The organism is Paenarthrobacter sp. YJN-D (genome assembly GCF_015040335.1).
In the GTDB taxonomy this organism is placed as follows: Bacteria; Actinomycetota; Actinomycetes; order Actinomycetales; family Micrococcaceae; genus Arthrobacter; species Arthrobacter nicotinovorans.
This window is the reverse complement of sequence record NZ_CP053549.1, coordinates 1-21,402: the sequence shown is the minus strand read 5'-3', so window position 1 is coordinate 21,402 and position 21,402 is coordinate 1. Positions and strand designations below refer to the sequence as shown.

Here is a 21,402-nt window from a genome sequence, read left to right as displayed (position 1 = left end):
CTCACATTCCAGTGCTTGCTGGCGTCTACAGGATATGAGCAACCGGCACACCACGTTGGACTCCCCGTTGGGTCAGTTGACGCTGACAGCCCGCGGGGAGTTTTTGACGGGCATATTTTACGAAGGCCACTGTCATATGCCTCCGCCCGACTATTTCGGAGAGCCCACCACCATCGAGGACCCGGTGTTCTCCCGCACCCGGAGCGAGCTCTCCGAATACCTGGCCGGTCACCGCACCGAATTCAACGTGCCGTTCGAGGCACGCGGAAATCCCTTCCAGGAGAAGGTCTGGGCACGCCTCGAGACCATTCCTTTCGGGGAAACGGTCAGCTACGGGGAATTGGCCCAGGAACTGGGGGATCCCCACCTGGCGCAGGCAGTTGGTTCGGCTGTCGGCCGTAATCCCATCAGCATCATCATCCCCTGCCACCGGGTAGTGGGCCGGAAGGGGCAACTGACCGGCTATGCAGGCGGGCTTCGCAACAAGCGCTTCCTCCTGGAACTGGAAGAACCGGATTCCGTAAGAGAGGGCAAGCTCTTCTGATGGAAGACGGACAGGCGGCCAGCAAGAAACCGTTCGAAGCAGTTGTTCGGGAACGCGGGGCTACGGTGCTTCGTGTTTGCCGTGCAATTCTCGGCGTCCACGATGCCGACGACGCATGGTCGGACACGTTCCTGGCGGCTCTCCAGGCCTATCCCGATCTTCCCGTGGGGGCCAACGTGGAAGCCTGGCTGGTGACCATCGCTCACCGGAAGTGCATTGACCATCTGCGGGCCGGTGCGCGCCGGGCATTACCTGTGGAACAACCGCCGGAACAACCAACCCGCCTGGGCCTTCCGGGCGAACGGGACACCGAGCTTCTCGACGCCGTCGCCAAGTTGCCCTCGAAGCAGCGCCAGGCCGTGGCGTACCACTACCTCGCCGGGCTGCCTTACAAAGAGATCGGCGCCCTTCTGGGCAGTTCCCCGGAGGCCGCACGCCGGGCCGGAGCAGATGGCGTGAAGGCGCTCCGGGCAGCCGTCCACACCCCCGTTCCGCTGGTCCATTCATCGTCGAAAGGTGAAGTGCAATGACCCTCGACCCCAGCCCCGGGCACACCGAGGTGTTGTCACTCCTGGAACCACTGGACGTTGCCCTTGGGCCCGCCCTCGCGGACCTCCATGCCCGCCTGGCCCTCGACGCACAACTGACCCACACCCTGGACATCGCCTACCGAACCGTCGATTCACCGGTGGGGAAGCTCCTCTTGGCAGCCACGGACCGCGGAATCATCCGGGTAGCCTTCGAATTGGAAAACCATGACTCCGTCCTGCAGTTGCTGGCGGACACGGTCAGCCCGCGCATTCTGGAAGCGCCCACGCGCCTCGACGACGCTGCCCGGGAACTCGAAGAGTATTTCGCCGGTACACGCCGCGACTTCGACCTCATCCTCGATTTCCGGTTATCCCGCGGTTTCCGGCTCAACGTCCTCCGTCACCTGCCCCGGATTCCTTACGGCAACACGGCGAGTTATGCACAGGTGGCCCAGGCGGCCGGCAGCCCCAACGCCGTCCGTGCCGTGGGCACCGCCTGTGCCACCAACCCGCTTCCCGTGATCGTTCCCTGCCATCGGGTGGTCAAATCCGACGGCAGCTTCGGTGGCTACCTTGGAGGTCCTGAAGCCAAACGCGCGTTGCTCACGCTGGAGGCCGCGGCGTGAGCGACGACGCCCTGTTCCCGCTGGAGCTGGTTCAACCGGAAAACCACGACGCCGGTCCACGCCTGGTGCGGCCGGGTGCGGTTCACGTCCCCGGTTGGCTGACCCTGGAACAGCAACGATGGATCGTCGGGCGTTTTGGTGAATGGACCCAGGGGCCCGTTCCCTTGCGGGCTGCAACTCTGCCGGGAGGGCATCAGATGTCCGTCCGCACGGTTTGCCTGGGATGGCATTGGCAGCCGTACCGCTATTCACGGACGGCGACCGACGTGAACGGCCAACCCGTCCTCGATTTTCCTGAGTGGATGGTCCGCCTGGGGAAGCAGGCCGTTGCTGCCGCGTATTCCCCGGACCTTGGAGTCGATGAATCCTTGATTGGCCTGTCCCGGGACTACGCACCGGATGCCGCCCTGGTGAATTACTACGGCAATGGAGCCGCCATGGGCATGCACCAGGACAAGGACGAGCATTCCAACGCTCCGGTGGTGTCCCTCAGCATCGGAGACACGTGTATCTTCCGTTTCGGCAACACCGAGTCACGGACCAAGCCCTACACCGATCTGGAACTCCGTTCGGGCGATCTGTTCGTATTCGGCGGGCCCTCTCGGTTCGCCTATCACGGCATCCCCAAGGTCCTTCCGGATACGGCTCCTGAGGGCTGCGGCCTCGATCGTGGACGGATCAATATCACCATGCGTGTCACGGGTCTGTCGTAAGACCGGACCCGTGGAAACCGGCTCCGCGCTACCCGGCTGTCGACGTGACAGCTGTTAATGTCACAGGTGCCGGGAAGAATATCCCCGGCAGTTAAATGCATGTCGGCCGCTGGGCCGGCATGGTTGCGGAGGAGTGCGCATGAACCCGGATAACGGCACCATCATCGGACCGGACGGCTTGGCTCGTCCCTCATGGGCTGCCTCGGACCCGCTCATGCAGGCCTACTACGATCACGAGTGGGGCATGCCCGTGCGCGATGAACAGGGCATGTACGAACGCATCAGCCTCGAGGCGTTCCAGGCCGGCCTCTCCTGGGCCACCATCCTCCGGAAGCGCGAGGCCTTCAGAGAGGCGTTCCTAGACTTCCACCCGGAAAGCGTGGCCGCCTTCACGGAATCCGACGTGGAGCGCCTGATGCTCGACGCCGGGATAGTCCGGAACCGGCTGAAGATCCACGCCGCGATCACGAACGCCAAAGCCACCATTGCCTTGCGTGAGGAGGGCGGGCTGGTGGAATTCGTGTGGTCCTTCCAGCCGGACAGCACACCCGCTCCCCGCACATTGGCGGAAATCCCCACAACTTCGCCGGAGTCAATCGCCCTCTCCAAGGCCCTGAGGAAGAAGGGTTTCGCTTTCGTGGGACCCACCACCATGTACGCCCTGATGGAAGCAGTGGGCATCATCGATACCCATTTGGTGGACAGCCACCGGCGCGGCACGTCTGGAGTGTGGACCTAGGGGAAGCGTCCACGTTCGCTGTGGGCGGCTGAGCCGCTGTCCACAGAAGTGCGTAACTTTATCCACAAGGGTGGATAACTTCTGTGGACATCCACGTACTTAGGTCCAAAATCAGTGCCACACCGCGTGTGAAGGGGCCAAACGGCCCATGTTGCGACTTATGCCCACTGTGCATCGAGCTGTGGATAGTGGCCCAAGCTTCACCGAAAGTTCAACGTCGCAGGATTGCCTGGTTCGTCTTGGCGGAATAATCCGGCCACTACCTTGAGGCACCGGAGGCCCCGGTCGACTCTCGCCTCGCATCTTCCGAGTCCGTGCCGGTTACCCACTTAACAACAACCCCCTACCCACAAGTTATCCACAGATGGGGAAAACATGTGAGTTTCAGCGGAGGGATCGCTGTCGTGCCGGGCCTCAGCGGCCCTACGCCGGACTGAACTACACGTGTGTAAGTTATTAACATTGTTGATAAGCCTGTTGATAGCCGCTTCCACGCAGCGGAATTAACAGGCTTATCCACAGGCATCCCAAATTGGCCTTGTTTGTCCACAAATTCCGGGCTTGTGGGGACATAGTTATCCACAGGTGTGGAGAAATCCATGCCTTTCGGGGGATATCTAGCGCTTCAGGGGCTGCAACGAGGGCTTAACACGATAACTACACGTGTGTAAGTTACTCACAGTGTGGATAACGCTTGTGGATAACACGGGTGCCGCAGGGTGGGACGCCCTGGCCTGTGGGCTTAGCGTGGGTTCCATGAAGACCAACCTCAAGAAACTGATACCTGCCTACAGTGCGACCAAGGGACGGTTTTCCCTGCTTACCGTCCCGCCCATGCAGTACCTGATGATCGATGGCAAGGGTGACCCCAACACTGCCCAGGCGTACAAGGACGCGTTGTCGACCCTTTATCCGGTCGCCTACAAACTGAAGTTCCTCAGCAAGGGCGAGCTCGCGCGTGATTATGGTGTCATGCCGCTGGAGGCCCTGTGGTGGGCCGAAGACATGGATTCCTTCACCAGCGCCCGGGACAAATCACTCTGGTCGTGGACGTTGATGAACATGGTTCCCGAGTGGCTTACACAGGAACACATGGAGGCAGCGTGCAGGTCGGTCGCCGACAAGGGAGCGGCTCCTGCCGTAGATGCACTCCGTCTGGAATCGTTGGAAGAGGGTTTGAGCGTGCAGACACTTCACGTTGGCCCCTACGACGACGAAGGCCCCGTACTGGATGAGATGCACAACAGGTTCATACCGGAGCATTCACTGGCCATGGCGGGGAGGCACCATGAGATCTACCTCGGTGATCCCCGGCGTACTGCCCCGGACAGGCTCAGGACAATCCTGAGGCAGCCAGTCGTGCGCACGGCGGACTGAAGGTCGGAAAAGCAGCGAGCGTGGGGGCCAGTCCAAGCATCGGGCAGCCCGCTAGCCGGCAGTAATGCGGAACCAGGTCACCACGGCCAGCAAGCCGGCCACGAGGACCAGGCCGCCGGCTTGGAGCAGGGCCTGGTTCTTGCCCCGGGGCGCGTAGGCGATGGCTGCTGCGGCCAGGCCACCGGTAATCAGCCCGCCCAGGTGGGCCTGCCAGGCAATGTTGGGGACAAAGAATCCGATAGCGCCGTTGATGGCGATCAGGATCCACAGTTGCCGGGTGTCGCCGCCGCGGTGCCGTTGAACCACCAGCATGGCCCCGAAGAGGCCGAAGATGGCACCGGAGGCACCGACGACGCCGGACAGAGGGTAGTCAGGGGTCAGCAGGAGATAGCCAATCGAGCCACCGACAGCAGACAAGAGATAGACAGCCAGGAAGCGGATCCGCCCGAGCAGTGGCTCGAGGGCTTGTCCGAAGATCCACAGCGTGTACATGTTCAGGACTATGTGGAGCAGGAATCCCTGGGAGTGCAGGAACGCTGCGGTCAACATCCGCCAGGGTTCCGTGGCCGCAAAAGCATTCGCGAACGCGAAGTCCTGGAAAATCAGGTCGCCGGGGACAATCCACTGAAGGATGTACACCAGCACGCAAAGCCCGATGATCGTGAACGTCACCAAAGGACGGCCAACAGCCAGGGCCCCGCCATACGGGGACCGGTACGCCGGCGTCGTACGTTTTTGTTCGTTGACGCAGTCAACGCATTGGAACCCGACGGCGGCCGTCCGCTGGCACTCGGGGCACGCGGGGCGCCCGCAGCGCTGGCACCGCACATAGGAGGGCCTGTCCGGGTGCCGCGGGCACACCGGAATATCAGCGGACGGCTCTGCCGACGGGATTCCGTAACTCATGGATTCAGCTCAGTGAATGACTAGAGCTGTTCGATGTCGATGCTGTTGATGACGACGTCCTCAACAGGGCGGTCGCCCATGCCGGTGCGGACAGCCTCAATGGCGTCGACAACCTTGCGGGATTCCTCATCCGTGACTTCACCGAAGATGCTGTGCTTGCCGAACAGCCAGTCGGTGTTGACCGTGGTGATGAAGAACTGTGACCCGTTGGTGCCCTTGCCCATCTGGATGCCGGCGTTTGCCATGGCCAGCTTGTACGGAGCGTTGAAGGTCAGTTCCGGGTGGATCTCGTCATCGAACTGGTAGCCGGGGCCACCGACGCCGCGGCCCAGGGGATCGCCGCCCTGGATCATGAAATCCTTGATGATCCGGTGGAAGATCGTGCCGTTGTACAGGGGAGTTCCGGTCTTGTCCTCGCCCGTCTCGGGGTGGTTCCAGGACTTTTCGCCGGTAGCCAGGCCAATGAAGTTGGCTACGGTCTTGGGCGCGTGGTTGCCGAAGAGGTCAACCTTGATGTCGCCGAGGGTAGTGTGGATCGTTGCTTTTGCAGTTGCAATGGTCATAGGGCCATTCTTCCATGCAGGGTCAACGCCGTTGCAGTTGTAAAGCCGGTTCCGCGCTCGGTGAAATCCGGGTCGAATCCGGCAGATGAATAGCCGGTGTTCCCCAAGCGACGTAGGCTAGCAACAAACGAGCACGTGTATCGGGAGGTAGTTGTGAAGAAAACAGACCGTATTGCCCGCGAACTCGAACAATCCGTTGCGGTTGGTGTGGATAACGCACGCGACTGGGCTGCGCCCCGTGTGGAAGCAGCCGTCAATTGGGCTGTTCCGCGCATCCAGCACGGCATTGACACCGCTTCCCCCAGGATCCAAGAGGGGCTGAAGTCCGCCGCGCACAACCTTGCCGACGGCGTGGCAGTTGTTACGCCGCGGATCCAGGATGGACTTGCGCACCTCGCGCCGAAGATCCACGACGTCGTAGAGGACGCAACGCCCAAGATCCAGGAGACGCTCAACAAGGCCACTCCGGCTCTGGGTATTGCGCGGGACAAAGTCGTGGACGAGTACCTGCCCAAGCTCTCTGAGCAGTTGGGCCAGGCCTCTGTAGCCGTTCACCACGTCCTGGAGAACGCCCCCGCACAGGTTGACGCGGTTGCGCAGAAGCTTGTTGATTCAGGAGTGGTGCACAGCGTCCAGGAGCAGGCACACGCTACCGGCAAGCAGATCAAGGCCGTGGCTGACGAGGCCACCAAGGCCGTCTCCACGAAGTTGGGCAAGGAACCGAAGCCCAAGAAACGTGGATGGCTGATCTTCACCGTCATTGCCGCAGCTGCGGCCGCCGGTGTTGCCGCCTGGAAGGCTTCCAAGCCGGTTGAGGATCCGTGGAAGACGCCTTCTCCGGTCACCCCCACGCCGGCTCCGGTTCCGGCCGCCCCGGCACCGGCTCCCGCGGACACCGCAGCATCGGCAACGGCTGCGGAAGCTGCCAAGCCGGGTGCAACGGACATCACCCCGGAAGATGCAGCAGCCGAGGCCGAGCAGGCCACCAAGGACGCCTTCAAGAACGTCGAGGACTCCACCGCCAAGGTGGCAACCGACGCCAAGACGGCCGTGAAGAACCTCGCGGCCAGCTTGAACAAGGACACCGAAGGCACCGGGGCTGACGCCAAGGGTACAAACAGCTAAGTGCTTTTCAGATAGGCACCGCTTCAATACTGGAGGGACTTCGGCAGCAGCCGGGGTCCCTCCAGTGTTTGCCGGCTTGTAACCAAAGCCTCCGGCTGGGGCGAGGATGCGGGTGTTAGATTTGGAGAGATGTCAGCCGATAGCCCCTTGACGGGTGCCCTCCAGGATGCCCCGGAACCCCCCGGGGTCTCCATCGTCATCCCGGCGTATAACGAAGAAAGCGTCATCCGCCAGTGCCTCATCGCTGCCATCTACCAGTCTGTCCCTGCTGACGAGATCATCGTGGTGGACAACATGTCCACGGACCGGACAGCAAGGATTGTGCGGCAGATGCAGCAGGAATACCCCGAGAGCCCCATCATTCTCCTGCGGCAGGACGCAACGCAGGGTCTCATCCCCACACGCAACCACGGCCTGAACAGCGCTACGGGGGACGTCGTGGGCCGCATCGATGCCGACTCTGTCCTGGAACCGGATTGGGTTGAGCAGGTCCAGAAGGCGTTCACTGACAAGTCCGTGGCCGCTGCCACGGGGCCGGTGGTGTACTACGACATGCCCATGCGCCGGTTCGGGCTCAAGGCCGATGACAAGATGCGCCAACTCATGCTGCGCCTGGCCAAGCACCAATACCACTTCCTGTTCGGCTCCAACATGGCCCTTCGCCGGACTGCCTGGGAAACCATCCGCGACGAGGCATGCCTCGATGAGAAGGATGAGATGCACGAGGACATCGACCTCTCGCTGCACCTTTTTGAGCACGACCTCAAAGTCCAGTACGTGCCCCAGATGGTCTCGGGCATGTCCGCGCGCAGGCTGGAAGACTCACCGAGGGACTACCGCTACTACGTCCAACGCTTTGACCGGACCTATAAGGCACATAACGTCAAAAAGATGGCCCTGAAAGCCCCCATGGTGGTGTTCTTCTCCGTGTATTTCCCCGCCAAATTGCTGCGGGCCATCCACACAGCCAATTCGGCTCAGGGCGTCCGCCGCGGCGGTCTGTAACGCCTGTAAGCCGTCGACGTACGACGCCGGCACTTCAGTCAGTGCCTAGTTCGGCTTCCCGCCGGTCAGCTTCCGGGCGCTCCGTTCCCGGGCGCTTGCGCCTCTGTCCGGCCACCACAACGGCCAGGCCGGCGAGTATAAGTCCCAATCCGGCGTAGATACCGGGCGGCAATGTTTCGTTGAGGAAGATGGCTGCCAGAATGGCGGCCCCTGGGATCTCCAGCAGGATGATCATGGATACCAGCAGGGGACTCATCGTTGCCAGCAAGTGATTGAAGGCCGTATGGCCCACCAACTGCGCACAAACGGTGATGGCGATGATGCCCAGCCAGCCGCCGGCGTCGAATCCTGACAACGGCTGCCCACTGACCAGCGCCATCAATGCCACGAGGGCCGCGCACATGCCGTAACAGAGCGTGGTGTAGGTTCCCGTTGCCATGGACTGCCGGGCTTTGCCGCCCGCCAGGGTGTAGAGACCTGCCAGGGCCCCGCCAGCGACAGCCAGGAGATCTCCGAGCAGTGCTTCGGGGGAAGAACCCATATCGAATCCCGTGATCGCCACAACGCCCACGAAGGCGATGCCAAGGCCGGCCAGGACAGGCCAGCGGTGGCGGGTACCACGGAACATCTGGAAGACCGCGATCCACGCTGACTGCAGGCAGACCAGAGCAGTCGCCGCCGCAACGGACGTCAACTGGAGTGCGGTGATGAAGCACGCGAAGTGGAATGCCAATGCGACGGCGGCCACCGTCGACCAGCCGAACTCACGCCGGGTGATCCTGCCGAACGCTCTCGGCTCCCGGATAGCTACAGGCGCCGCCATCACCACAGCCCCGATGGCGTTCCGCCAGAAGGCGATGGCCAGTGCAGTCACCGAGGTAGCGCCCAAGGTCCCGGCAATCAGTGGTCCGGAGGAGGCAACACCCAGGACTCCCAGGGCGGCGATGAGAAGGTTCACAGACCAACCCTAGTGTGCCGGAGTTCCCTGTCCATTCGAGCTGCCGGCAAGAGCATATTCCGGATCCTGGTGTTAAACGCGAAAGTCCCGGTCATTCCTGACCGGGACTTTCCTTATGGTGGAGGCACGGGGACTCGAACCCCGAACCCCCTGCTTGCAAAGCAGGTGCGCTACCAATTGCGCCATGCCCCCATAAGAAGCAACCCGTCAATCATACCCCATCTCCGGACTGGCTTTTACCAGTTCAGAACCGGGATCCTCGGCTAATCAACCGTATCGGTTGACTTGCTCCAGACATCTTTCCGGGCTTCGGATTCCTGGTTCTTTTTATAAACCAGGACACCTGCGATTGCCGCTGCCACAACTATCAGCAACTTCTTCACAAGTACCTCATTCCGGCTCAGTTTTACCTGAACCTGTTTTGGTTCCGTGGGCGTACCAGGACTTGAACCTGGGACCTCTTCGTTATCAGCGAAGCGCTCTAACCGCCTGAGCTATACGCCCCGATGCCTCATCGGGCCGAGATATGACTGTACAGCACTTCCCGGCCCGATCTCAAATCGAGGCAATTTCGCGGAGGATTTCCGCCGAAAACGGCGAAATTCCGCGGATTTCTTCTAGTCGTCCGTCAGGGTGACGCCGACGCCGCCAACCAATGTTGCAGAAATGTTATACAGCACAGCCGACAGCATGGACAGCGCCGTCAGCAGAACAACATTCACCACGGCGATGATGGTGGCGAACGAGGCAACCTGGCCCAGCGAGGCAATCTTCTTCAGCTCGAAACCGCCACCTTCAGAACCTGCGAGAGTGCCCAGGAGGCTGTCCACCTGGTTGAAGATTCCCGTAAGGTCCAGCACAGTCCACAGAACGATTGCAGCCACGACAGTGACAATGCCCAGCGCTACGGACAGCAGGAACGCCATCTTGAGCACCGACCACGGGTCCACCTTGCTGACCAGGAGGCGTGCACGGCGCACCTTCGCCTTGGGAGCGGGCTTTACCAAGCCGGGGGCACCCTGGGCCGGACGCTGGCCCGGGGCCCCAGCAGGCCGCTGGCCGGGCTGGGCCGGACGCTGCCCGGGGGCACCCGCAGGACGCTGTCCTGCCGGGGCAGGTCGTTGTCCGGCTTGAGCGGGACGCTGTCCGGGGGCACCGGCAGGTCGCGGAGCGGAGTTGGCACCCGTCGCCGGTCGTGCGCCTGTGGCTCCTGAACCGGTGGCTCCTGCTCCGGGTCGTTGCTGGGGCCGTGCAGGCGTTCCTGCCTGTGCATTGCCCGAGGGCTGCCGGAGTCCGCCGGGGACACCTGTGCTCGGCTTGGGATATGAGTCGGAATTACTCACTCGTTACCTCCGGTATTGTCTTCGTTCAGCTCCGCGCCCGATTCACTTTCCGGGTCTGCGTCGTTTTCCGTTGCGGGCGTTGCGGTCACCGCAGCGGCGCCGTCCTCTGCAGCCAACGTTACGTCATCGTCGGCTCCGTCTTCGGATTCCTCGCCTTCCAAACCGCGTTCGCTGTTGCGGGCAACTTCAATAATGCGGTCATTCTTGTCCGGTTTGGCAAAGATGACGCCCATGGTGTCGCGGCCCTTGGCGGGAACGCCGGTCACGGCTGAGCGGACCACCTTGCCGCCCTCCATGACCACCAGGACTTCGTCTTCTTCCTGGACGATCAAAGCGCCTACAAGGTCGCCACGGTCCTCGGCCAGCTTGGCTACCTTGATACCCAAACCGCCGCGGCCCTGGAGCCGGTACTCATCCACGGCAGTCCGCTTGGCATAACCGCCTTCGGTCACGATGAACACGAACGAGCCATCTTGAACCACGTCCGCGGCCAGCAGTTCGTCGTCCTCACGGAACTTCATACCCGTAACACCTGAAGTGGCACGGCCCATGGGCCGCAGGGCGTCATCCGTGGCTGTGAAGCGGATGGACTGGCCCTTGCGTGAGACAAGCAGGAGATCGTCTGTTTCACTGACCAGCTGAGCTGAAACCAGTTCGTCACCATCGCGCAGGTTAATGGCGATGACGCCGGCGGTGCGGTTGGTGTCGTAGTCTTCCAGCCGCGTCTTCTTGACCAAGCCGTTCTTGGTGGCCAGAACCAGGTACGGAGCCTGCTGGTAATCCCTCAGGTCCAGGACCTGGGCGATGTGCTCGTCCGGCTGGAAGGCCAGAAGGTTGGCAACGTGCTGACCCTTGGCGTCGCGACCGGCTTCGGCAAGTTCGTAGGCCTTCGCGCGGTAAACACGGCCCAAGTTGGTGAAGAACAACAGCCAGTGGTGGGTGGTGGTGACGAAGAAGTGCTCAACCACGTCGTCGCCACGCAGCTGGGCACCCTTGATGCCCTTGCCGCCGCGCTGCTGCGAACGGTAGTTGTCACTGCGGGTGCGCTTGACGTAGCCGCCGCGGGTGATGGTGACAACCATTTCCTCTTCAGGAATCAGGTCTTCCATGGACATGTCGCCGTCGAAGCCCATGAGGATGTGCGTCCGCCGGTCGTCACCATGCTTGGCAACGATTTCAGCGAGTTCCTCGCTGATGATCTGGCGCTGGCGTTCTTCGGAAGCCAGGATCGAGTTGTATTCCTCGATCATCGCTTCGAGCTCGGAGTGCCGGTCCTGGATCTTCTGGCGCTCCAGGGCGGCAAGTCGGCGCAACTGCATGTCGAGGATGGCCCGGGCCTGGAGTTCGTCGATCTCCAACAGCTCCATCAGGCCTTCGCGGGCTGCTTCCGTGGTGTTGGACGCACGGATCAACGCGATGACTTCATCCAGCATGTCCAGTGCCTTGAGGAGTGCGCGCAGGATGTGCGCTTCTTCCTCGGCCTTGCGCAGGCGGTAACGGGTGCGGCGCGCAATGACGTCCATCTGGTGGGCAACCCAGTGCCGGATGAAGGCATCCAGGCTCAAGGTGCGCGGCACGCCGTCGACAATTGCCAGCATGTTCGCCGAGAAGTTGTCCTGCAGCTGCGTGTGCTTGTAGAGGTTGTTCAGGACCACCTTGGCCACGGCGTCGCGCTTGAGGACGATCACCAAGCGCTGGCCGGTGCGGCCGGAGGTCTCATCGCGGAGGTCGGCAATGCCCTGGATCTTGCCATCCTTGACCAGCTCGGCGATCTTGATCGCCAGGTTGTCCGGGTTGGCCTGGTACGGGAGCTCGGTGACTACCAGGCAGGTACGGCCCTGGAGCTCTTCAACGTTGACCACCGCGCGCATCGTGATGGAGCCGCGGCCAGTGCGGTAAGCGTCCTCGATACCCTTGTGGCCCAGGATGGTGGCCCCTGTGGGGAAGTCGGGTCCCTTGATACGCAGCAACAGGGCTTCAAGCAACTCTTCGCGCGTGGCGGTGGGGTTTTCCAGTGCCCACTGGACGCCCTCGGCAACTTCACGGAGGTTGTGCGGCGGGATATTGGTTGCCATGCCGACGGCGATGCCTGAGGAGCCATTGACCAGCAGGTTCGGGAAACGGGCCGGCAGGATGGTCGGTTCCTGGTTCTTGCCGTCGTAGTTGTCCTGGAAATCGACGGTTTCCTCGTCGATGTCCCTGACCATCTCCATGGCCAGCTGCGCCATTTTGGTTTCCGTGTAACGCGGTGCAGCAGCGCCGTCGTTGCCGGGCGAGCCGAAGTTACCCTGGCCCAGCGCCAGCGGGTAGCGCATGGTCCAGTCCTGGATCAGGCGCACCAGGGCATCGTAGATCGCCATGTCACCGTGAGGGTGGTAGGTACCCATGACGTCACCCACGACGCGGGCGCACTTGTTGAAGGAGCGGTCGGGGCGGTAGCCGCCGTCGAACATTGCGTACAAAACGCGGCGGTGAACTGGCTTGAGTCCGTCGCGGACGTCCGGGAGGGCGCGGCCGACGATCACGGCCATGGCGTAGTCCAGGTAGGACCGCTGCATCTCTGTCTGCAGGTCCACCTGCTCCACGCGGTCGGTCAGCACATCACCCTCAAGAACAACTTCCTCGGCGTCGTTCGATTCAGCCGGGACTTCGGGAGTTTCGTCACTCATAATCTAAGGTTTCCGTTTCAGGTATATGTCGGTTCTGGAATATTCAGGTGCCCTGCTGGGCCCTTAGATATCGAGGAACCTGACGTCCTTGGCGTTCTGCTGGATGAAGTTACGGCGTGATTCAACGTCCTCGCCCATCAACACGGAGAAGGTCTGGTCGGCTGCCAATGCGTCGTCCATGGTTACCTGCAGCAACGTGCGGCGACCCGGATCCATGGTGGTATCCCACAGCTCGGTGTAGTCCATTTCACCGAGGCCCTTGTAGCGCTGGATGCCGTTGTCCTTGGGGAGGCGCTTGTTCATGGCGGCACCCTTGCGGATGGTCTCGTCGCGCTCACGATCGCTGTAGACGTAGTCGTGCGCGGCATTGGACCACTTGATCCGGTACAGCGGCGGCTGGGCCAGGTACACATAACCGTTCTCGATGAGCGGGCGCATGTAGCGGAACAGCAACGTCATCAACAGGGTGGTGATGTGCTGGCCGTCAACGTCAGCATCGGCCATCAACACGATCTTGTGGTAGCGGAGCTTGGAGATGTCGAAGTCTTCGCCGATTCCCGTGCCGAATGCGGTGATCATGGACTGGACTTCAGCGTTACCCAAAGCTTTGTCCAGGCGTGCGCGCTCCACATTCAGGATCTTGCCACGCAGCGGCAGGATCGCCTGGGTTTCGGGGTTGCGCCCACGCTTGGCCGAACCGCCGGCCGAGTCACCCTCAACGAGGTAGACCTCGCAGCGCGAAGGATCCTTCGACGAGCAGTCAGAGAGCTTACCGGGCATACCGAAGGACTCAAGCGGGCTCTTTCGGCGGGCATTGTCGCGCGCCTTCCGGGCGGCCATGCGGGCCTGGGCGGCTGAAATGGCCTTGCGGATAACGTCGCGGGCCGGGCCCGGGTTCCGTTCCAGCCAGTCACCCAGCTGGTCAGTAACCACGCGCTGGACAAAGCCCTTGACCTCGGAGTTGCCCAGCTTGGTCTTGGTCTGGCCTTCGAACTGCGGTTCAGCAAGCTTTACCGAAATCACCGCAGTCAGGCCTTCGCGGATGTCATCACCGGTAAGGTTGTCTTCCTTTTCCTTGATGATGCTCTTCTCGCGCGCATAGCGGTTGATCAGCGATGTCATCGCGGCACGGAAGCCTTCTTCGTGCGTTCCGCCCTCGTGGGTGTTGATCGTGTTCGCGTACGTGTGGACACTTTCCGAATAAGCGGTGGTCCACTGCATGGCAACCTCGACGGCGATGTGCCGCTCTGTGTCCTCGGTTTCGAAAGCGATGACGTCCTCGTGGACGATCTCGACCTTCTTGTTCGAGTTGAGGTGCTTGACGTAGTCCAGCAAGCCGTCCGGGTACTCGTAGACAACCGTGCGGTGCTCGGCTGCAACTTCGCCTTCGGTGGCTACTGCGTCCAGGTCAAGGTCGTCATCGCCATCGCGGTTGACCGGACGCTCGTCAGTCAACGTGATCCGCAGGCCCTTGTTGAGGAAGGCCATCTGCTGGAAACGTGCGCGAAGAGTCTCGAAGTCGAACTCAGTGGATTCGAAGATCGTTCCGTCCGGGTAGAACGTCTGGGACGTTCCGGTACGCTCGGTTTCTTCTCCCTTGACGAGTTCGCCCTGGGGCTTGCCGCCGTCGGCGAAGGTCATCCGCCAAACGTGGCCCTGGCGGCGCACTTCCGTGTCCACACGACGGGAAAGGGCGTTCACAACCGAAATGCCGACACCGTGCAGACCACCCGAAACCGCGTACCCACCACCGCCGAACTTGCCGCCAGCGTGCAGGATGGTCATGACTACTTCAACCGTGGGCTTACCCTCGGTGGGGTGGATATCCACGGGAATGCCGCGGCCATCATCGACCACCTGCACACCGCCGTCAGCGCGGAGCGTTACTTCGATATGGCTGCAGTAACCGGCCAGGGCCTCGTCAACAGAGTTGTCCACCACTTCATAGACCAAGTGGTGCAGGCCGCGGGGACCGGTTGAACCGATGTACATACCGGGGCGTTTGCGCACGGCTTCGAGGCCTTCCAGCACGGTGATGTCGCTGGCACCGTACTCCTTGGGGGCCTCCGCAGGCGTATCAGGCGTGGGAACAGTCTCCTCTTGGGGCTCTACTGCCAAGGTCTCTGCATTGTCGTTAGCCACAGGCGCTTTCGACTCCTCTGTACTCGATGTCGGCCGTTCCCGCAGCTGCCCGCGGCGAACCGCGGCCGCCAACGGGCACGTGACTGATTGCGCCGATTACTCCGACGACGGGGGTTCCCAACTGCCACAGGAGTGGATTCGGGATCCGACGACGTTTCACCGGCGCTCAGTGATCTACGCCAATTCTATCGTGGAAACCCGTGAATCCTTGCAAATACGGGGGCAGCCCAGAGCTGAATATGCCGATGGGAGGCCGCTGGCCCTATCTGCAATGGCCCTGCGGAGGTCCCGATGGGTGCCTATACGACCCGGGGGCGTTGAAACGCCCTGCACGCCGTTCAGCCGTAGGTATCCCGGGGGCCGCGGCCGTTGACACTGCGCCCGCCTTTTCGCCAACTTGGAGCTGATGGCCCCAGTACCTGGATGCTGGTGACCACCCCTTCACCCAGCTCATTCCGGAACATCTCCAGGAGGCTGGTACTGAGCAACCGCAACTGCGTGGCCCATGCCGTTGAGTCACAGCGGACATGCAGCGTGGTGTCGGTGAAACTCTCCGGGGTGCAGTGGGCGGAGATGTCCGACCCAACCAACGCTTCCCATTCGGCCATGACGGAACCGACGGCAACAGGAGAAGTCCAACCCCGTTCCGCCACAAGCCTTCCCACAACATTGCCCAAGCCCAAGGGGTCGCGGCCGCTGCCATGAAACTGCGCAAAACCCCGGGTATCCCGCAGACCCTTGCGTTTGGGAGCAGATCCGGGCCTGGGGGCACGCAGCCTTACTTCACCACGGGCCGCGGCTGCTTCACGCATGCGGTTCAGCGCCGCCTGGGCAGCATCAATTTCGTCCGGATCCCGGCCCGGTTGCAGTCCTTCGGGACTATCCTTCGCCATCGATGCCTCCCGGAACAACGGTTACGCGCCGTCCGGCCAGCTCCTCAGGGATATCGGCATCGACGGCAGCAGTCACCAGAACCTGTTCGGCGCCGGCCACTATTGCAGCCAGTTTACGCCGCCTCTGCACGTCCAATTCGGCAAAAACATCGTCCAGAATCAGGATCGGCGCAGTTCCACCAGTCCGGGCATCGTCCAACATGACGTAGTAGGAAGCGAGGCGCAAGGACAGGCACATGGACCACGTTTCGCCGTGGGAGGCATAGCCCTTGGCTGGAGCCTGTCCCAGAACGAGTTCCAACTCGTCGCGGTGCGGGCCAACAAGCGAGATGCCCCGCTCAAGTTCCTTTTTCCGCGAGGCTGCGAAGGCCTGGACATAGCGTTCGGTGAGTTCGTCGACGGACAGCAGCCTGAGGTCCTCAACCGACGGCGAAGGTTCCGTTCTGTAGTCGGCCGGACCGCCGTCGTCGTCCAGGATGTCCTGGATGGTGGAGCGGTACACCGCCCCGGCGTCCTTGGAACCATCCGTGAGTTGGGCGTAGGCGCTGTTCAGGTGCGGACGCAACCGCTCCACCAACTCCAGCCGGGCGTGCAGCAGTTCGGCCCCGGCCTTGGCCATGTGTTGGTCCCACACATCCAGGGTTGCTTCATGACCCGCAGTGAATTTGCCTGCACGGGCCGATTTCAACAGGGCGTTCCGCTGTTTCAGGACGCGGTCGTAGTCACTGCGGGTGGCAGCATGGCGGGGTACCAAGCTGACCAGCAGTTCATCGAGGAAGCGCCGGCGGTTGGAGGGGTCCCCCTTCACCAGTGCCAGGTCCTCGGGCGCGAACAGCACCGTGTGGCAAATGCCCAGGATGTCCCGTGCGCGCACCGGGTTTCCCCGGTTGATGCGTCCCCGGTTGGCGCGCCCGGCATTGATTTCAAGCTCGATGACCGTCGCTTGCTCACCACGGACCAAACGGGCCCGGATCAATGCGCGTTCTGAACCAAAACGAAGCAATGGCGCGTCTGTGCTGACACGGTGCGAGCTCAGGGTAGCCAAATAGCCGATGGCTTCCATGAGGTTTGTCTTGCCGATGCCGTTGGAACCCACCAGCACGGTGACACCGGGACCCAGTTTCAGGTCTACCTGTGCGTAGCTGCGGAAATCAGTCAGCGAAAGATGTTCGAGGTACACGCCGTTTGCAGGACTCCTGCGGCCTAGTTGGCCGGACGGGTGGCGTGTCCGCCGAACTGGTGACGCAGGGCGGAAACCATTTTCATGGCCGGTGAGTTGTCTTCGCGCGAAGCAAAGCGTGCAAAGAGCGCAGCCGTGATGGCGGGTGCCGGAACAGCATTGGCGATGGCTTCTTCCACGGTCCAGCGGCCCTCGCCGGAATCTTCGACGTAGTCGTCAATGGAGGCCAGCCCCGGATCTTCGTCGAGTGCCTTCACCATGAGGTCCAGGAGCCAGGACCGGACAACCGTTCCCTTTTGCCATGCGCGGAATGTTCCGGGAAGGTCCTTGACGATGTCCTTTGCGGCGAGGAGTTCATATCCCTCGGCATAGGCCTGCATCAAGCCGTACTCGATACCGTTGTGCACCATCTTGGCGTAGTGGCCGGCGCCAACGCCGCCAACGTGGACGAAGCTGTCGGCCCGATCGCCTTCAGGACGAAGAGCGTCGAAGACCGGCATGGCAAGTTCGATGTCTTCGTCAGCTCCACCAGCCATGAGGCCGTAACCGTTCTGGAGACCCCAGACGCCGCCGGAAACACCGCAGTCAGCGAAGCGGATGCCCTTTTCGGCCAGCGCGGCCGCGTGCTTCTGGTCTTCGGTGAAACGTGAATTTCCGCCGTCGATCACCATATCGCCGGGGCTCAGTTTCCCGCCGAGTTCCGTTACGACCGCGTCAGTGATCTCGCCTGAGGGAACCATGACCCACACGAGCCGCGGAGTAGGAAGGGCGGCAATGAGCTCGTCGACCGAAGCGGCATCGGTGACCTCGGGATTCCGGTCGAAGCCTGTGACCTCGATGCCGCCTTTCCGCATGCGTTCCCGCATGTTGAAACCCATTTTTCCAAGGCCGATCAATCCGATGTGCACAGTGCGAACTCTTTTCTGCGAAAGCGGGGCGGGTTTTGCCGATTAGTTGGGAAGGCGGACCGGCATCACGAGGTAGCGGTAGTCGTCCTGGTCTTCGCCGTCGGCCTCAGCCTGGGCCGTGATCATGGCCGGCTTGGGAGCGGTGGTGAAGGAGAAGCGAACGTACTTGGTCTCGATGACGCTCAAACCTTCAACGAGGTAGTGCGGGTTGAAGGCCACGGTGATGTCATCGCCGGACAACTGTGCTTCGAGCTCTTCGGAAGCCTGCGCGTCTTCGCCGGTGCCGGCGTCGAGGTTCAGCAGGCCCTGCGTGAAGGCGAGGCGGACGGGAGTGTTGCGCTCTGCAACGAGGGAAACGCGACGTACAGCCTCCACCAATTCCTGGGTCTGGACTGTTGCGTGGATCGGGGTAGAGTCCGGGAAAAGTGAGCGGATCTTCGGGTAATCGCCGTCCACCAGGAGCGAAGTCGTGGTACGGCCGCCGCTCTCGAAACCAATAAGCCGGCTGTCGTCGTCCGCGAGGGCCAGGTTGATGTCACCGCTGCCGCCCAAGGTTTTGGCGACTTCGTTCAGGGTCTTGGACTTCACGAGTGCGCTGGTTGAGATGCCGGGAGTTACTGGCTTCCACGGCACTTCCCGCATGGCCAACCGGTAGCGGTCCGTAGCCAGGAGCGTGATGAGGTCATCCTCGATCTCCATGCGGACGCCGGTCAGGATCGGCAAGGTGTCGTCCTTGCTCGCAGCGATGATGACCTGGGACACGGCTTGGGCGAAAGCGTCGCCGGGCAAGGTGCCGCTGATGGCGGGAAGCGCAGGAAGGGCCGGGTACTCGGACTCAGGCATTGTGGCCAGGTGGAAGCTGCTTCGACGGCAGGTAAGAGTGACTTTGCTTCCGTCTGTTTCAACCTCGACCGGAGCCGAGGGGAGGCTGCGGCAGATGTCTGCCAGGAGGCGTCCGGAAACCAGGATGGTGCCCTCGACGGCGATATCGGCGGGGATTTCCAGGCGCGCCGATGTTTCGTAGTCGAAGCTCGAGAGGCTTACGGTTCCCGCCTCAGCTTTGAGGAGGAGGCCGGAAAGCACAGGAACGGGCGGCCGCGGAGACAACGACCGCGCGGTCCACGTAACGGCTTCTGCCAGGACGTCGCGGTCGACTCTGAACTTCACGGAGGGGTGCCGCCTTTCATTGCTGCTGCCATGTAGTAGCCGCGGATTCCTGCTTGGAAACCGCTAAATCTTCGCAGTCCGGCATCGGAACCTGCATGGTCCGCACTCAGCGAACTACAAACAAGACCCAAGGATGGGAGCGCTGCTGACAGCTTAGCCGGAAGATCCGCGATTAACCCATCCCCGATTGCTCCGACCCGTCCTATGTGGACAGCCGCAGGCTGGCCGTGGCCCGGAACTTGGCATGTCCTTCGGAGGGTCGGGTGGGTGGCAGAACGAGATTGTTATTTGAGGGATTTCAATTTTTTGGGATTCGTAGTGTTAATAACTGCTGTGGAAACTGTGGATAACCCCATCCTGCGGCGCAGATCCGGGGTTAAGCCCTGTTCATGGACTGTGCGTTAACTGGGTTTTAAACAGGGTGTGGATGGGGACAACTCCAAAGCCGGTTTTTAACGATCCACAGACGGCTTAAGGGTTTTAAGCCCATTAACCGCGCTTGTCCCCTTAAGTATCCACAGGCTTATCCACATGTGCCTGTTAATAAGGTATGTAGTGGCGGACGCGATGTGGATTTCAGGAGTCGCGTTGCTGCTGTTTGATGCGGTTGGTGAGCTCTGTGACCTGGTTGTAGATCACACGACGCTCGGCCATGAGCTCGCGGATCTTGCGGTCGGCGTGGATGACCGTGGTGTGGTCACGTCCGCCGAGCTCCTGCCCGATCTTGGGAAGCGACATATCCGTCAGTTCGCGGCAGAGGTACATCGCGATCTGGCGTGCGGTCACCAGGGTGCGGGTACGGGACTTGCTGCAGAGCTCTTCCATGCTGAGCTTGAAGTAGTCAGCAGTCTGGTCAAGGATCTGCTTCGCCGTGATCTCCTGGGCGCCGTCGTCGGTAATCAGGTCCTTGAGCACCATCTCTGCGAGGGCGACATCCACCGGTTGGCGGTTCAGGCTGGCGAAAGCCGTGACGCGGATCAGTGCGCCTTCAAGTTCGCGGATGTTGCTGGAGATCTTGGACGCGATGTACTCCAAGGCGTCATCGGGGGCCGAGAGGCCTTCGCTCAATCCCTTTTTGCGGAGGATGGCGATACGCGTTTCGAGTTCCGGCGGCTGGATGTCCGTCAGAAGGCCCCACTCGAAGCGGGAAGTCATGCGGTCTTCGAAGCCGGCCAGCATCTTGGGTGGCTGGTCCGAGGTGATGACAACCTGCTTGTTGGCGTTGTGCAGCGCGTTGAACGTGTGGAAGAACTCTTCCTGCGTCCGGTCCTTGCCTGCCAGGAACTGGATGTCATCGATCAGGAGGACATCCACGTTGCGGTACGTGGTCTTGAAGCTGGTGCCCTCGTCATCACGGATGGAGTTGATGAAGTCGTTCGTGAATTCTTCCGAGTTCACGTAGCGGACCCGGATGCCGCTGTAGAGCCTGCGTGCGTAGTGCCCGATCGCGTGCAGCAGGTGCGTCTTGCCAAGGCCCGAGTCGCCGTAGATGAAGAGCGGGTTGTACGCCTTTGCCGGCGCTTCTGCGACAGCGACGGCGGCCGCATGGGCAAACCGGTTCGAGGAACCGATCACGAAAGTGTCGAAGATGTACTTAGGATTCAGGCGGCCGAACTCATGTGAGGTGCTCGGCGGGGTTGGCTGCGGCTTCGGCTCGGCGAAGTCAGGAACGGCGGAAAGCTCGACGGCGGGTTCCGGCTCGGCATGGACGGGTACCAGATCGGTGTCGACATCGATGGCACAGCGGATGTCGTCGGAGAAGACATTGCGCAAGGCGTCATCCAGAGCATCCTTGACCTGTGTCTGGAGGACTTCGCGGGTTAGCTCATTGGGCACGGCCACCAGCAAGGTTGAACCGATAAGGCCTTGGGCCTGGGCGAGAATGACGAAACCACGCTGACGGGGTGTGACCCGGTCGTCCTGTTCCAGGAGGGTTAGCACCCTGCGCCAGGAACTTCCGACAGTGTTGGCGTGGTTGGCTTCGTCTACTGTCATCAATCAGTTCCTAAATACT

General features: G+C 61.7%; 19 protein-coding genes, 2 tRNA genes and 1 pseudogene. 8 read left to right on the top strand and 14 right to left on the bottom strand.

What is annotated here, in order from left to right; all coding sequences use genetic code 11:
• Positions 1–34 precede the first annotated feature (34 nt).
• From HMI60_RS00105 to HMI60_RS00080, 6 genes are all read left to right on the top strand, one after another.
• Positions 35–544, top strand: a complete 510-nt coding sequence (locus tag HMI60_RS00105) for a methylated-DNA--[protein]-cysteine S-methyltransferase (protein WP_193590309.1) — start codon at positions 35–37, stop codon at positions 542–544.
• On the top strand, positions 544–1,074 hold the full coding sequence (locus tag HMI60_RS00100) for an RNA polymerase sigma factor (RefSeq protein ID WP_018778462.1): 531 nt from the start codon (positions 544–546) through the stop codon (positions 1,072–1,074). The genes HMI60_RS00105 and HMI60_RS00100 overlap by 1 nt, the downstream gene beginning before the upstream one ends.
• Entirely contained in the window at positions 1,071–1,700 is a 630-nt protein-coding gene (locus tag HMI60_RS00095; RefSeq protein ID WP_018778463.1) for a methylated-DNA--[protein]-cysteine S-methyltransferase, read from the top strand. Before HMI60_RS00100 ends, HMI60_RS00095 begins: the two co-directional genes overlap by 4 nt.
• Positions 1,697–2,413, top strand: a complete 717-nt coding sequence (locus HMI60_RS00090; protein WP_193590308.1) for an alpha-ketoglutarate-dependent dioxygenase AlkB — start codon at positions 1,697–1,699, stop codon at positions 2,411–2,413. Before HMI60_RS00095 ends, HMI60_RS00090 begins: the two co-directional genes overlap by 4 nt.
• A 139-nt stretch (positions 2,414–2,552) precedes the next feature.
• Entirely contained in the window at positions 2,553–3,152 is a 600-nt protein-coding gene (locus tag HMI60_RS00085) for a DNA-3-methyladenine glycosylase I (RefSeq protein ID WP_110504803.1), read from the top strand.
• A 756-nt stretch (positions 3,153–3,908) separates the two neighbouring features.
• A complete protein-coding gene (locus HMI60_RS00080; RefSeq protein WP_193590307.1) occupies positions 3,909–4,529 on the top strand; it encodes a GyrI-like domain-containing protein in 621 nt (206 codons plus the stop codon).
• Between the two features lie 51 nt (positions 4,530–4,580).
• Here HMI60_RS00080 and HMI60_RS00075 read toward each other — a convergent pair whose 3' ends face one another.
• Entirely contained in the window at positions 4,581–5,435 is an 855-nt protein-coding gene (locus HMI60_RS00075) for a rhomboid family intramembrane serine protease (RefSeq protein WP_055976705.1), read from the bottom strand.
• Positions 5,436–5,455: 20 nt separating this feature from the next.
• Complete coding sequence (locus HMI60_RS00070; protein ID WP_018778468.1) at positions 5,456–5,998, bottom strand: peptidylprolyl isomerase; 543 nt, start codon at positions 5,996–5,998, stop codon at positions 5,456–5,458.
• 153 nt (positions 5,999–6,151) lie between these two features.
• On the opposite strand from HMI60_RS00070, the gene HMI60_RS00065 reads away from it, so the two are divergent.
• Entirely contained in the window at positions 6,152–7,123 is a 972-nt protein-coding gene (locus HMI60_RS00065) for a hypothetical protein (RefSeq protein ID WP_193590306.1), read from the top strand.
• Between the two features lie 129 nt (positions 7,124–7,252).
• The gene (locus HMI60_RS00060; protein ID WP_018778470.1) at positions 7,253–8,128 is read left to right on the top strand and encodes a glycosyltransferase family 2 protein; all 876 of its coding nucleotides are present in this window, start codon (positions 7,253–7,255) and stop codon (positions 8,126–8,128) included.
• 34 nt (positions 8,129–8,162) lie between these two features.
• Here the strand turns inward: HMI60_RS00060 and HMI60_RS00055 are convergent, their stop codons facing one another.
• The 12 genes and pseudogenes from HMI60_RS00055 to dnaA all read right to left on the bottom strand — a co-directional run bounded on the left by HMI60_RS00055 (position 8,163) and on the right by dnaA (position 21,383).
• Entirely contained in the window at positions 8,163–9,086 is a 924-nt protein-coding gene (locus HMI60_RS00055; RefSeq protein ID WP_110504801.1) for a DMT family transporter, read from the bottom strand.
• Between the two features lie 116 nt (positions 9,087–9,202).
• Positions 9,203–9,278, bottom strand: a tRNA-Ala gene (locus HMI60_RS00050).
• 71 nt (positions 9,279–9,349) lie between these two features.
• A complete protein-coding gene (locus tag HMI60_RS20950; RefSeq protein WP_018778473.1) occupies positions 9,350–9,469 on the bottom strand; it encodes a DLW-39 family protein in 120 nt (39 codons plus the stop codon).
• A gap of 47 nt (positions 9,470–9,516) precedes the next feature.
• Positions 9,517–9,590 (bottom strand) — tRNA-Ile (locus HMI60_RS00045).
• A 113-nt stretch (positions 9,591–9,703) separates the two neighbouring features.
• Positions 9,704–10,429, bottom strand: coding sequence for a DUF3566 domain-containing protein (locus HMI60_RS00040; RefSeq protein WP_026267271.1), 726 nt, complete (start codon positions 10,427–10,429; stop codon positions 9,704–9,706).
• Complete coding sequence (gene gyrA, locus HMI60_RS00035) at positions 10,426–13,098, bottom strand: DNA gyrase subunit A (protein WP_079582045.1); 2,673 nt, start codon at positions 13,096–13,098, stop codon at positions 10,426–10,428. Before gyrA ends, HMI60_RS00040 begins: the two co-directional genes overlap by 4 nt.
• A 63-nt stretch (positions 13,099–13,161) precedes the next feature.
• The gene (gyrB, locus tag HMI60_RS00030) at positions 13,162–15,240 is read right to left on the bottom strand and encodes a DNA topoisomerase (ATP-hydrolyzing) subunit B (RefSeq protein ID WP_193590305.1); all 2,079 of its coding nucleotides are present in this window, start codon (positions 15,238–15,240) and stop codon (positions 13,162–13,164) included.
• 338 nt (positions 15,241–15,578) lie between these two features.
• Positions 15,579–16,133 (bottom strand): DUF721 domain-containing protein, encoded by a 555-nt coding sequence (locus HMI60_RS00025; RefSeq protein WP_193590304.1) that lies wholly within the window; start codon positions 16,131–16,133, stop codon positions 15,579–15,581.
• Positions 16,120–17,313 (bottom strand): DNA replication/repair protein RecF, encoded by a 1,194-nt coding sequence (recF, locus tag HMI60_RS00020; RefSeq protein WP_079582046.1) that lies wholly within the window; start codon positions 17,311–17,313, stop codon positions 16,120–16,122. The genes HMI60_RS00025 and recF overlap by 14 nt, the downstream gene beginning before the upstream one ends.
• A 23-nt stretch (positions 17,314–17,336) precedes the next feature.
• A pseudogene (gnd, locus tag HMI60_RS00015) lies at positions 17,337–18,248 on the bottom strand (phosphogluconate dehydrogenase (NAD(+)-dependent, decarboxylating)); the annotation flags it as partial.
• Positions 18,249–18,263: 15 nt separating this feature from the next.
• The gene (gene dnaN, locus HMI60_RS00010) at positions 18,264–19,388 is read right to left on the bottom strand and encodes a DNA polymerase III subunit beta (RefSeq protein WP_018778481.1); all 1,125 of its coding nucleotides are present in this window, start codon (positions 19,386–19,388) and stop codon (positions 18,264–18,266) included.
• A 576-nt stretch (positions 19,389–19,964) separates the two neighbouring features.
• Entirely contained in the window at positions 19,965–21,383 is a 1,419-nt protein-coding gene (gene dnaA / locus HMI60_RS00005; RefSeq protein WP_018778482.1) for a chromosomal replication initiator protein DnaA, read from the bottom strand.
• Between the last annotated feature and the right edge of the window lie 19 nt (positions 21,384–21,402).

Excerpts from the sequence above, each read along its gene's own strand:
- HMI60_RS00105 (WP_193590309.1), top strand. The coding sequence starts at position 35 with ATGAGCAACCGGCACACCACGTTGGACTCCCCGTTGGGTCAGTTGACG.
- HMI60_RS00100 (WP_018778462.1), top strand. The coding sequence starts at position 544 with ATGGAAGACGGACAGGCGGCCAGCAAGAAACCGTTCGAAGCAGTTGTT.
- HMI60_RS00095 (WP_018778463.1), top strand. The coding sequence starts at position 1,071 with ATGACCCTCGACCCCAGCCCCGGGCACACCGAGGTGTTGTCACTCCTG.
- HMI60_RS00085 (WP_110504803.1), top strand. The coding sequence starts at position 2,553 with ATGAACCCGGATAACGGCACCATCATCGGACCGGACGGCTTGGCTCGT.
- HMI60_RS00080 (WP_193590307.1), top strand. The coding sequence starts at position 3,909 with ATGAAGACCAACCTCAAGAAACTGATACCTGCCTACAGTGCGACCAAG.
- HMI60_RS00075 (WP_055976705.1), bottom strand. The coding sequence starts at position 5,435 with ATGAGTTACGGAATCCCGTCGGCAGAGCCGTCCGCTGATATTCCGGTG.
- HMI60_RS00070 (WP_018778468.1), bottom strand. The coding sequence starts at position 5,998 with ATGACCATTGCAACTGCAAAAGCAACGATCCACACTACCCTCGGCGAC.
- HMI60_RS00060 (WP_018778470.1), top strand. The coding sequence starts at position 7,253 with ATGTCAGCCGATAGCCCCTTGACGGGTGCCCTCCAGGATGCCCCGGAA.
- gyrA (WP_079582045.1), bottom strand. The coding sequence starts at position 13,098 with ATGAGTGACGAAACTCCCGAAGTCCCGGCTGAATCGAACGACGCCGAG.
- HMI60_RS00025 (WP_193590304.1), bottom strand. The coding sequence starts at position 16,133 with ATGGCGAAGGATAGTCCCGAAGGACTGCAACCGGGCCGGGATCCGGAC.
- dnaA (WP_018778482.1), bottom strand. The coding sequence starts at position 21,383 with ATGACAGTAGACGAAGCCAACCACGCCAACACTGTCGGAAGTTCCTGG.